This is a genomic window from Syntrophorhabdus sp. (assembly GCA_012719415.1).
Lineage (GTDB): Bacteria > Desulfobacterota > Syntrophorhabdia > Syntrophorhabdales > Syntrophorhabdaceae > Delta-02.
Genome location: JAAYAK010000148.1, coordinates 1 through 10672 on the forward strand (window position 1 = coordinate 1; position 10672 = coordinate 10672).

Annotated in this window: 13 protein-coding genes; 9 read left to right on the plus strand and 4 right to left on the minus strand. The window is 55.8% G+C overall.

Features of this window, described 5'->3' with window-relative positions; translation table 11 throughout:
- The coding region (locus tag GXX82_09235) for a nucleotidyltransferase (GenBank protein NLT23216.1) at positions 1-177 on the plus strand (177 nt) is incomplete at its 5' end.
- Positions 178-252: 75 nt separating this feature from the next.
- Positions 253-522 (plus strand): DUF86 domain-containing protein, encoded by a 270-nt coding sequence (locus GXX82_09240; GenBank protein ID NLT23217.1) that lies wholly within the window; start codon positions 253-255, stop codon positions 520-522.
- Between the two features lie 192 nt (positions 523-714).
- Here the strand turns inward: GXX82_09240 and GXX82_09245 are convergent, their stop codons facing one another.
- On the minus strand, positions 715-939 hold the full coding sequence (locus GXX82_09245) for a CopG family transcriptional regulator (protein NLT23218.1): 225 nt from the start codon (positions 937-939) through the stop codon (positions 715-717).
- Positions 920-1192 carry a BrnT family toxin gene (locus GXX82_09250; protein ID NLT23219.1) on the minus strand — a complete coding sequence of 91 codons (273 nt, stop codon included), beginning with the start codon at positions 1190-1192 and terminating at the stop codon, positions 920-922. The genes GXX82_09245 and GXX82_09250 overlap by 20 nt, the downstream gene beginning before the upstream one ends.
- Positions 1193-1438: 246 nt before the next feature.
- Here GXX82_09250 and GXX82_09255 point away from each other — a divergent pair, with 246 nt between their 5' ends.
- Positions 1439-2968 (plus strand): DUF4070 domain-containing protein, encoded by a 1530-nt coding sequence (locus tag GXX82_09255; GenBank protein NLT23220.1) that lies wholly within the window; start codon positions 1439-1441, stop codon positions 2966-2968.
- A gap of 53 nt (positions 2969-3021) precedes the next feature.
- Here GXX82_09255 and GXX82_09260 read toward each other — a convergent pair whose 3' ends face one another.
- Positions 3022-3786 carry a hypothetical protein gene (locus tag GXX82_09260; GenBank protein NLT23221.1) on the minus strand — a complete coding sequence of 255 codons (765 nt, stop codon included), beginning with the start codon at positions 3784-3786 and terminating at the stop codon, positions 3022-3024.
- A 413-nt stretch (positions 3787-4199) separates the two neighbouring features.
- Between GXX82_09260 and htpX the strand changes: the two genes are divergently transcribed.
- The 3 genes from htpX to GXX82_09275 all read left to right on the plus strand — a co-directional run bounded on the left by htpX (position 4200) and on the right by GXX82_09275 (position 6329).
- A complete protein-coding gene (gene htpX, locus GXX82_09265; protein NLT23222.1) occupies positions 4200-5090 on the plus strand; it encodes a protease HtpX in 891 nt (296 codons plus the stop codon).
- 55 nt (positions 5091-5145) lie between these two features.
- Complete coding sequence (locus GXX82_09270; protein NLT23223.1) at positions 5146-5769, plus strand: DedA family protein; 624 nt, start codon at positions 5146-5148, stop codon at positions 5767-5769.
- A 170-nt stretch (positions 5770-5939) separates the two neighbouring features.
- The gene (locus GXX82_09275; protein ID NLT23224.1) at positions 5940-6329 is read left to right on the plus strand and encodes a hypothetical protein; all 390 of its coding nucleotides are present in this window, start codon (positions 5940-5942) and stop codon (positions 6327-6329) included.
- Positions 6330-6464: 135 nt separating this feature from the next.
- Here GXX82_09275 and GXX82_09280 read toward each other — a convergent pair whose 3' ends face one another.
- Complete coding sequence (locus tag GXX82_09280) at positions 6465-7520, minus strand: mechanosensitive ion channel family protein (protein NLT23225.1); 1056 nt, start codon at positions 7518-7520, stop codon at positions 6465-6467.
- A gap of 570 nt (positions 7521-8090) precedes the next feature.
- Between GXX82_09280 and GXX82_09285 the strand changes: the two genes are divergently transcribed.
- The 3 genes from GXX82_09285 (at position 8091) to tatA (ending at position 10672) form a co-directional block, all read left to right on the plus strand.
- Positions 8091-9635 carry a flavocytochrome c gene (locus GXX82_09285; protein ID NLT23226.1) on the plus strand — a complete coding sequence of 515 codons (1545 nt, stop codon included), beginning with the start codon at positions 8091-8093 and terminating at the stop codon, positions 9633-9635.
- A 458-nt stretch (positions 9636-10093) separates the two neighbouring features.
- Positions 10094-10468: a cytochrome c3 family protein gene (locus tag GXX82_09290; protein NLT23227.1), complete on the plus strand. Its 375-nt coding sequence runs from the start codon at positions 10094-10096 to the stop codon at positions 10466-10468.
- 12 nt (positions 10469-10480) lie between these two features.
- A complete protein-coding gene (gene tatA / locus GXX82_09295) occupies positions 10481-10672 on the plus strand; it encodes a twin-arginine translocase TatA/TatE family subunit (protein NLT23228.1) in 192 nt (63 codons plus the stop codon).

Below are 10672 nucleotides of genomic sequence, written 5' to 3' on the forward strand. Positions count from 1 at the left end.
AAAAGAAGCGATATCGATATACTTGTCGCCTTCAGCCGCGACATCGATCTCTTCGATTTTCTTGACCTTCGCGAGCACCTCGAAGACAGGCTGCAGTCGAAGGTTGACCTTGTGATGGAGTCGGCCTTGAAGCCAACCATCGGCAAGCGCATCCTGGCCGAGGTCGAATATGTATAAAGGAAGAGGGACCTGTCCGACTACCTTGGCGATATCACAACAGCCATAGCGGACGCGATAGAATTCACGAGCGGCATGGATTACGAGACGTTTGCGGCAGACCGAAAGACCGTGAACGCGGTGATCAGGAGCCCGGAGGTTGTCGGCGAAGCCACAAAACGTATACCCATGTCCTTCTGCCACAGGCATCCTGATATCCCATGGAGCAAAATGGCCGGCATGCGTGATATTCTCATCCATGATTACATGGGTGTGGATATCAAGACCGTGTGGAAGGTTGTGCGGGACCGTCTACCGGAATTGAAGTCTCTTCTGGAAGAATTACGGTCATCGTCGACGTCTTGATCACCAGACAACAAGGTTGACGGAGCAGAAGAGCGGAGACATTCTGAGAATAAGGTTCTTAGACCAGCTGATCTCTCCAACCATCGGTTGGAGTTTTGCTTTGGCGCTGCTACGGAATCAACACGAGACGGTCCTTAAGGGTTTTTGTGGTTAACGTTCAAGCGGCTCAAGCTATTCAAGCCCTTCTTTCCGCTATGACGCTTTTTTCAGCATCTCCGCTATCCACACCTTGATGATCGATTGTCTCGTCACGCCGAGGCGTTTTGCTTCCTGATCGAGAGAGGTGACCATCCATTCGGGCAGATCGACATTTATCCTCTTGTGGGCTCGTCCGGGTCTTTTTGCCTTTGTGAGGTCGAGGTGTTCCGAGATGTTCTCCCCCGTGTCGAACTTCCTGTCAAAATCTTTGGCTTTCATAGAGCTGCTTCTCCTCTTTGCGCGCCCTGCGCGCTGAAATCACTCGCGTTTTTGCTCCCCTGTACGTTATGACCACCGACCAGTGCTTATCCTCAATCATCCCCACGACAAGATAGCGCGCCTCATCCTCAGTCCTTGCCGGTACCTCGATCCGATCGGGATCCTCCCAGACCAATTGGGCTTCAACAAAGTCGATGCCATGCTTCTCCCTGTTCCTGAGACTCTTCCGCCTGTCGAACTCGAATTCCATTATGGTATAAAAACTATATCATTATTCTCCCCGATGTCAAAAGCATTTCAGGGAAACGGAGGTACATCCCCGGCGCCGTCGAAACACCCTTGCTCATGCAAGATATGAACTGTCTCAAAGATACTCCTGTCTATTCCAGTATTCTCATGGTACTATGTATAGTACACGCCTGCCGCTCCTCTGACCCGTTTCCGGGCTTCATTTCTCACTCACAATGGCTGGTTACCTGGTAGGAGTAAAAGAGGAAAAATGAACATACTTCTCGTGTACCCGGAGTATCCCGACACCTTTTGGAGTTTCAAGCATGCCCTGCGATTCATATCCAAGAGGGCCCTTCATCCACCGCTCGGTCTTATCACCATCGCCGCGATGCTTCCGGAGGCGTGGCAGAAGAGACTTGTGGATATGAATGTAGGAGGACTGGAAGACAGGGATCTCCAATGGGCGGATTACGTGTTTCTCAGCGCGATGGCGGTACAGAAGGCGTCCGTGCGGGAGGTTATCGCGAGATGCAGGGACGCGGGGGTCAGGATCGTCGCGGGCGGGCCACTCTTCACAGCGGCGCGGGAAGAATTCGAGGATGTGGACCACCTCGTGCTCAACGAGGCGGAGGCCACGCTCCCCTCTTTTCTGGCAGACCTGGCCGACGGCAAGGCGGGCCACCTTTACACGACCACCACCTTCCCGAGCCTCGATAAAGCGCCTGTTCCGCTGTGGAACCTTGTGAACATGAAGCGGTATGTATCAATGAACATCCAGTATTCCAGGGGGTGTCCGTTCAGCTGCGAGTTCTGCGACATCACAACCCTTTTTGGCAGGAAGACGAGGACGAAGTCCGTCGACCAGGTGCTGAACGAGCTGGAAGCTCTTTATTCACTGGGCTGGAGGGGCGGTGTGTTCTTTGTGGATGACAACTTCATAGGGAACAGGAGGGAACTCAAGGAACGCGTCCTTCCCGCCATGGTCGACTGGATGAAGCGCAGAAAGCATCCCTTCGAATTTGCAACGGAGGCATCGATCAACCTTGCCGATGATGACGAGCTTATCAGGCTCATGATCAGGGCGGGTTTCGAGTCCGTTTTTGTCGGGATCGAGACAACGCAGGACGACGCGCTCCGCGAGTGCAAGAAGTTCCAGAACACCAACCGTGATCTCGTTTCCTGCGTCAGGAAGATCCAGAGATTCGGTCTCGACGTCCGGGGAGGGTTCATCGTGGGTTTTGACAATGATTCACCTGACACCTTCGACAGGCAGATCGATTTCATCAGGAACAGCAGGATCATAACGGCCATGGTGGGAATACTGAATGCGCCGCGGGGCAGCCGGCTTTACGAGCGTCTGAGCCGGGAAGGCCGCTTGACGAGGAATATTTCCGGTGACAACACAGATTTCTCAACAAACATAATCCCCAGGATGGGTTACGAAAAACTTGCCGAGGGATACAGGAGGATCATCGAAGGCATATACTCCCCCGGATCATACTACGAGCGGGTGAAGGCTTTCCTGCGGGAGTACAAGCCCCTTGAGAGGAGAAAGAGACATCTTGATGTCAGGTCCATCCGCCATAAGCTCGGCTATCTTGCCGCCCCTTTGAAAACAGTGTTCATACTGGGTATACGAGACAGCGCGAGGCGATACTACTGGAAGCTTCTCTTCTGGTCCCTCTTGAAACGTCCCCGGCTCTTGCCGCAGGCCATAGCGTATTCCATCTACGGCTTCCATTTCCGGAAGGTATTTGAAGACCACCTGGTCGGGCCGCGGACGCCTTCGAAGTGCTGAGGTGTTCGGCCCTCTGTGCCTGATGCCGGATCGTTAAGAAGGATGGTTACAGGCTACGCTCTCTGGTCCGCCGCGCAGGACGCGAGCCGTTCGTTCGTAACCTTTTGGCGGGTTTTCGACCGTTTCAGCAGTTCTATCGTTTCTCTATAGTGGGCGCCGATGGATTCGCTCGTCATTGACCTCAGTACCTCGAGGTCCCTGGCCCTGAACTCGCGGTCAAGATTGAGGTAGGCCTTATGGCCCGGACTGATCCAGAAATAAAGGTACTCGTAAGTGTCCTGCTCCGGTGTTGGCGATATCCTGCGGAGCATGTTGCTTTCCGGGACGCCGGTGTAGTGGGGATTGTTGAAGCTCATCACGTAGCCTTCCTGCGTGAGCCATTCCGGATACTGATGAAGCAGTTTGGCGGCAAGCTGGTTCTCTATCAGGAACCTTGCGCCTTTTTTTGTGCTTTCCAGGCCCATGGCCCTCGCGAGGGTGTCGTCCTGCGGCAGTTTCTTTTCGTAGTTGTCATAGGTGAGGCGGGGTTCAAATTCCAACCGGCCCTCCACGATGGCGCCCCGCAAGAGCAAACCCTTGTAGAGCAATCTCGCGTAAACGGAGTGCAGCTGTTCGATGGCGGCATGTACATCGTCGCCATAGAACAGCAGGCTGTCGCTGAACATTTCCACGGTGGCCATGTTGTTTTGCCGGCAGTATTGCGACAGGCTTTCAAAGGTAATATCGTAGAACTGGTTCAGTTTTTCCTTGGCAACGCTGGGGTTGAGTCTGTAGTAGCCGGAGATGCCCAGCAGATCACCGTAATACGTAAATTTCATGTGATTCTTTCTCCCGTGGGATACTCCATCCGCATATGTCTCTTTCATGGGTCGGCTCCGTGCGCGCGTATACGACGATGTGCCGCGGGCGTGTGGTCAGGATCGACCCCGGAAAGGTTTGGTGGAACCCGGCCGGCATCTGCGAAACGCCACGTATTGTTAGCCACAGTCTACCACAGGCTATGCCGGGATGACAGGGGTTTAAGGGCCTGTCTCCCGCGAGGGCGGAACCCCTCCGGTTTTTGTTGTCCTGACCGGCCGGGTCTGATATTCTTATCAGTTCCGGGGCAGGCGCACGGCCGTCCCGGGTGTACCGGTGCAATCGCACTGATCGAGTGCCGGCGGGCACGACGAGATCGGATGCGGCCCCGGCCGGAATTTACGTTGGACGATGATTCTGAAAGGAGGCCATCATGTTCAAGAGGATAGCGTTGTTCATTATCACCAACCTTGCGATCATCCTTGTGCTCTCCATCGTGCTCAGCCTGCTCGGTGTGGACAGGATGCTCGACGAGCAGGGGGTTGCTCTCGATCTGAGGAATCTTGTCATTTTCGCGGCCGTTTTCGGGTTTGGCGGTTCCTTCATATCTCTGGCGTTGTCCAAGTGGACGGCCAAGCGGCTGACGGGCGCCCGGGTCATTATCTCCCCGGGGAACGAAACAGAGGCGTGGTTGGTACGGACCGTTGGAAGACACGCGGAGCTTGCCGGTATCGGCATGCCGGAGGTGGCCGTCTACGACGCGCCGGATGTCAACGCCTTCGCCACGGGCATGCGGCGTGACAAGGCGCTCGTGGCCGTCAGTACCGGCCTTTTGCGCGCCATGGACCGAAGCGAGGCCGAGGCGGTTCTTGGTCATGAAGTGAGCCACGTGGCGAACGGCGATATGATAACCCTCGCCCTGATACAGGGGGTGGTCAACACGTTCGTTATCGTTCTTTCCCGCGTTGTGGGGTACATGATCGACCGCGCTGTTTTCAGGACCGAGAGGGGCCACGGTCCGGCCTTTTACCTTACGACGATCATTGCTCAGCTCGTCTTCGGTATCCTGGCCAGCGTTGTGGTCTTCTGGTTCAGTCGCCAGAGGGAGTTCCGGGCTGACAGCGGCGGCGCTCGCCTTGCAGGCCGGGAGAAGATGATAGCCGCCCTGGTGCGCCTGCAAAGGTCTGTAAACCAGCCGCACCTGCCGGACCAGATGAAGGCCTTCGGCATCTCGGGTGGTGTGGGCCACGGCCTTCGGCGTCTTTTCATGACCCATCCTCCGCTCGAAGAGCGCATCGAAGCACTGCGAAGAGGCACGGAATGAGGACGGGGTTCGTGAGTCCAGGATGATGCGCGATGACGGCACGGAGAAACCGGGAATGAAGCAAAACCTCGTCAGGCGGCTGTACGATTGGGTGCTTCACTGGGCGCATACCCCCTATGGCACACCAGCTCTCTTTGTTCTCGCCCTGGCGGAGAGTTCCTTTTTCCCTATTCCTCCCGACGTGCTCCTCATTGCACTGGCGGTTTCCGTGCCGGCGAGGGCATTCAAGTATGCCTTCGTCTGTTCCCTGGGTTCAGTGATCGGAGGCACCATCGGCTACGGCATCGGGTATGTTCTCTGGTACACGTCTGACGGGGGCTTCAGTGCCTTCGCGCGGTTCTTCTTCGATTACATTCCCGGCTTTACCCAGGATGTCTTCAACCTCGTCAAGGGCAAGTATGACGAGAACGCCTTTCTGGCAGTGTTCACCGCCGGTTTCACGCCCATACCATACAAGGTCTTCACCATTGCCGGCGGAGTCTGCAAAGTGAACTTCCTGGAGTTCATCCTGGCGTCAGCCGTAGGCCGCTCCCTTCGCTTCTTCCTCGTTGCGGGGATAATATGGAAATTCGGCGAGCCCATGACACGTTGGATCGACAGGTATTTCAACAAGCTCGCCATCCTGTTCACGGTCCTGCTCATCGGCGGCTTCATCGTGATCAAGCTGTTGCTGAAGTAGCGGTTCAAGCGATTCAAAGCACCTTTCTTGCCCCTTGCCATTGCTTTCGCGGGGTGCAATAATGGTCGGATAGACCGACGGCTTGCATCGCAAGCGATTGGAGCGGGGCCCGTTGAAGGAGGAATGGTATGGCAAGAAAGAGTGTGCTGGTTCTCGTCGGGATCATCTCGATGGTCTGTGTCCTGCAATGTTTCAGCCCCGTCGCACAGGCTCAGGAGACGGCGGTCACGCCATCGGCGGGTTCCGTTGAGAGGAAGGCGATCCTCGATACTCTGCGAGGGGAGATCCGGAGGTTGCACCGCATCGATGCGATCTTTGTCGTGAAGTATTTGAAGGTCCTCAACGGCTGGGCCTGGATCGAGACATCTCCGAAGTCTGCCGACGGCGCGAACCAGTACGAGGAAGTCTCAGCCCTGCTCCGCAAGAGCGGCGCGAAATGGAAGATAGCGGAGCTGGCCTGCTCGGAGGAAGACAACGATGAATGCCTCGGAAGCCCGGACTACTTCAAAGGTCTGAAGAAGCGTTTCCCGAAAATGCCCACCCGGATCCTTCCCGAGTGAGGTAAGACGTTATGCGAAGACAGTTTCAGGTTTCAAGTTCCAAGTTTCACGGACGAAAGACGGGTGCTGTCTTTGCCTGGAACCTGTGAGGTCTTTCCTCGCCTGCGACGTGTGACCTGCGACCTGTGACCGTCTTCACTCCCCTTCGCGCTGTATATAGATTGTTTGCGTGGGGTAGGCGAACTCGATGCCCTGTTCCTCGAAGCGCCGGAATATCTCCTGGTTGATCCTTTCCTGAACGTCCATGTACAAGCCGTAATCCGGATTGGTCACGTAGTAGACAACCTCGAAGTTCAGGGATGAATCGCCGTATTCCTTGAAATGGACGCGGTCAAGGCGCGCGTTCTCCTGATTGTTGACTATGTCGGTTAGGATCTCTTTGATGGCTTTCAGCTTTTCGAGGGAGGTCTGGTATATGACGCCGAGCTTGAAGACAATGCGCCTTTCGGACATGCGGCCGTAGTTGCGGACACGGCTTTTCAGGAGGTCGTTGTTGGAGAAGACCAGTTGCTCTCCGCTGAGGCTGCGGATCCGCGTCGTCTTCAGGCCGATATGCTCGATGGTTCCGGCGAGGGAATCGACGACGATGAAATCGCCTATGACAAAAGGTTTGTCCAGTACGATCGACAGGGAGGCCAGAAGGTCGCCGAGTATGTTCTGGACCGCCAGGGCGACCGCGATGCCTCCTATGCCGAGGCCGGTGATAAGGCCGGTGATGTTGACGCCCAGATTGGCCAGCATCGAAAGAAGGACGATGATCCACAGAATGATGCGTGCGACAAACCCGAGGAAGGTGATCGTGGTGGCGCTGGACGCGTCCTCGCCCATCCGCTTCTCGATGTTCCTGGCGAGCCCGAAAGACACGGCGGCGCTTGCCCAGAAACCTCCCTGCAGAATGAGGACGAGGACGATCACCTTCTCGGACACGGTCGTGACGGAAGGTTTGAACGTGATCGTGAGGGACGCCACATAGGCGGAGGCGACAAGGAGAAAGAAGAACTTCGTATTTTCGAGAACCCCGACGAGAAGGTCATCGATCCTGTTGTGGGTCAGAAGGCTCAGCTTCGACAACCGGTTGATCCCGACGCGCTGGATGATCTTCAGTATGGCGAACACGACCACCAGGATACCCGCCGCGATGAGCCAGTCCTGTACCGCATTTCCGTAATAGATCTTGTTCAGCAATTCCATGCATTCCCTCTCGTGTGCGCCGGGAGTCAGGCACGATGGGTCGCCTCGCCCGCCCCGTCTGTCCGAAAAGAAAAATCATAGAACAAGGAAGTTTCCCATGTCAAGGCCGGGAACGGAAGAACGTGACTGAGCAACGTGAGCCGTACCCCGTGTCACGAAAAAACAAACCATTATATGCACCACAATACGTTATGAAAACATACCACACGAATTGAATAGTTTCTAAACATGCAATTTAATAATGTTTGCCACTTCCTCGGTGATGGCCGGCACCAGTTCTGCGGCGGCCTTAAGGTCCCGCGCCCGGTACTCTGAGATTACGGTGCAAAGAGATAAATCTATCATATTCAACAGAAAGGGTCGCAACTGACAGATGCATCAGTCAATAACTGTCATATTTCACGGTAATTGTCGCCATGGATCGTATCTTTCCGATATTAAAGGATGTAGTCTCTGGCACACAATGTGCGTAAGTCTTAAACGGACAAATTATGTGGAATGTATCTCAATCATATACAGCTGAAAGGAGCGACTCACATGGAAAAGGATGCTAAGAACAAGACTTCCGGCATGACAGAGGAGAAAAAGGAAGGACTCGCGATGAACAGGCGTGACCTCCTGAAGACCTCTCTCGGCATCGGCGCCGTTGCAGCGGCCGGCGCTTTTGGCCTTCACTTTGGGGGCAGCAAGGCAGAGGCGGCTCCGCTTCGCCAGTTGCCGAAGAAATGGGACGAGGAGATCGACGTCGTGATCGTGGGTTCCGGTTTTGCCGGACTGGCGGCGGCGGCGGAGGCCGCGGCAGCCGGAGCCAAGACCGTGATACTGGAGAAGATGCCCACATACGGCGGCAACTCCATTATAAACGGCGGCGTGTACGCGTCCTGGGACGACGAGTACCATCTGCGCCAGAAGCTGAACCTCGGCAATGACAGCGTCGAGCAGCACAAGGCGGATACATTGAAAGGTGGAGATTTCTACAATATTCCGGACCTGGTGGAGATCCTGGCAAAGGGTGCGACACCGGCACTCAACTGGATGATCAAGGACGGCGGTTTGAAGATCCGACAAACGGTCACGAGGGCTGGCGGACACAGCGCCTACAGGACGCACACCTGTGTTGAGGGTGTGGGCCGCGGATACACGGAAGCGATCAAGAAGATCGCCGAAGGCAAGGGAGCGAAGGTAAGGCTCGGCACCGAGGTCACCTGGATCTGGAGGAAAGACGTCAACAGCCCTGTCGCGGGCGTTGAGATAAAGACCCCGAAAGGGAAGAAGAATCTCAAGATAAAGAAAGCCCTTATTCTGGCTTCAGGCGGGTTCAGCAGGGACATCAAGATGCGCGCGGCATTCAACCCCGGCATCGTCCCCGAGTTCAACTGCACCAACCACCCCGGTGCAACGGGCGAAATGCTCCGGTTTGCCCAGTCGATCGGGGCTGATTCCCTGCAGCTCGCCTTCATTCAGCTCTATCCCTTCGCGGAGCCTGAAACGGGCATTCTCGATACGCCTGCCGTCTATCCCTTCAACGGTGTCGGCTACGGCCTCGTTTATGTCAGCAAGAAGGGCAAGAGGTTCGTCAACGAACTGGAACGGCGCGATGTGTGCTCCTTTGCCCAGATCAAGCTGGGAGACAAACCGACGTACTCCATCTTCAACGAGGAGATGGTAACGAAGATGGGCGGTACAAAGGAAGAGGTCGAGAAGGGCATCAAGAAAGGCCGTTTCATCAAGGCCGCGACGATCGCCGAGCTTGCCGGCAAGCTGAAGCTGCCGGCGGACGTCCTTGAAGACACGATAAAGAAGCACAATCAGTATATCAAAGACGGCAAGGACCCCGAATGCAACAAGCCCATGACGAAGAGCATGATCCCCCTCGATAAGGGTCCTTTCTATGGCATAGCCCAGTGGCCCGCCGTTCACCACACGATGGGCGGTCTGAGAATAGACAAGGACGCCCGGGTCATCGATATATGGGGCGCACCCATCCCGCGTCTTTACGCTGCCGGTGAGGTGACGGGCGGAGTCCACGGTTCCAACCGCCTCGGAAGCAACGCCATTCCCGACTGCGTCGTCTTCGGCAGAATAGCCGGGGCCAACGCGGCAAAAGAGAAATAATCATGTCTCCACGGGGAAGGTAATGCCGGACCATCGTCCGTGCATTACCTTCCCTGCTATCGGAAACCATCAGGACGTGACGCATGACCAGAATGCTCGTGAACACTGTTGCAGTATTCCTGCTTGTCTTGCTCGTGGTTTCAGGGGCAGACGCCCGGGCAGCCTCGAAAACCCCTGCTTCGAAGCAGTCCTGCGCTGCCTGCCACAGCGAATTCTCCTCGCTGTTGCCCAAGGCGCATCCACCGGTTACCGGGAAGGATGTGACGGCGTGCACGAAATGCCACCAACCCGACAAGCAAGCGAAGGCGAAACCGAAGCCCTATTCGGCCAGGTTGCACCTTTCCCACACACAACCGGGCGCTGAAGTCGATTGTCTTGCCTGTCACACCTGGACACCCGGCAAGGCCCTCGGCGTGAAAGGGACAAAGGCGAACCTCGGTGTCCTCTCGAAAGAGGGCATGGAAGAGACGAAGAAGATCTTCGCCTCCTGGTCGTCCTCGAAGTTCCTCGACGCCCATCACGGGAAGAAGAATGTCACATGCTCCGGCTGCCACGAAGGCAAGGTTCCCGAGCAGGGCGATTCCGTCGAGAACGCCCGCTGCTTCGCCTGTCACGGAGACGAGGAGAGTCTTGCGAAAAAGACGGAGCCGAAGGATTTCCCAGACAGGAATCCCCATAAGTCGCACCTGGGGACAGTCAACTGCACTGTATGTCACAGCGCCCACAAGGCATCGAAGATCTATTGTCTTGACTGCCACACGAAATTCAACATGAAGATCCCCTTCGGGGAAGGCCCGCAGGCAAAACCCGCGGCAGGCGGCAAGGCAAAGTAAGGAGGTAGTGGTATGTTTGGACTTGGTATGCCGGAACTCATAATCATCATGGTGATCGTCCTCATGATCTTCGGTGCCGGAAGGCTCTCGGAGATAGGCGGCGCCATCGGCAAAGGCATCAAGAGCTTCAAAAGATCGGTCAATGAACCCGAAGCGGCCGGCATAGCGGAAAAAAGCGGGTCGCAGGGAGAAAAGGTTTCCTAG

Excerpts from the sequence above, each read along its gene's own strand:
- GXX82_09260 (NLT23221.1), bottom strand. The coding sequence starts at position 3,786 with ATGAAATTTACGTATTACGGTGATCTGCTGGGCATCTCCGGCTACTAC.
- GXX82_09240 (NLT23217.1), top strand. The coding sequence starts at position 253 with ATGGATTACGAGACGTTTGCGGCAGACCGAAAGACCGTGAACGCGGTG.
- GXX82_09245 (NLT23218.1), bottom strand. The coding sequence starts at position 939 with ATGAAAGCCAAAGATTTTGACAGGAAGTTCGACACGGGGGAGAACATC.
- GXX82_09255 (NLT23220.1), top strand. The coding sequence starts at position 1,439 with ATGAACATACTTCTCGTGTACCCGGAGTATCCCGACACCTTTTGGAGT.
- GXX82_09280 (NLT23225.1), bottom strand. The coding sequence starts at position 7,520 with ATGGAATTGCTGAACAAGATCTATTACGGAAATGCGGTACAGGACTGG.
- tatA (NLT23228.1), top strand. The coding sequence starts at position 10,481 with ATGTTTGGACTTGGTATGCCGGAACTCATAATCATCATGGTGATCGTC.
- GXX82_09290 (NLT23227.1), top strand. The coding sequence starts at position 10,094 with ATGGAAGAGACGAAGAAGATCTTCGCCTCCTGGTCGTCCTCGAAGTTC.
- GXX82_09285 (NLT23226.1), top strand. The coding sequence starts at position 8,091 with ATGACAGAGGAGAAAAAGGAAGGACTCGCGATGAACAGGCGTGACCTC.
- htpX (NLT23222.1), top strand. The coding sequence starts at position 4,200 with ATGTTCAAGAGGATAGCGTTGTTCATTATCACCAACCTTGCGATCATC.
- GXX82_09270 (NLT23223.1), top strand. The coding sequence starts at position 5,146 with ATGAAGCAAAACCTCGTCAGGCGGCTGTACGATTGGGTGCTTCACTGG.
- GXX82_09275 (NLT23224.1), top strand. The coding sequence starts at position 5,940 with ATGGTCTGTGTCCTGCAATGTTTCAGCCCCGTCGCACAGGCTCAGGAG.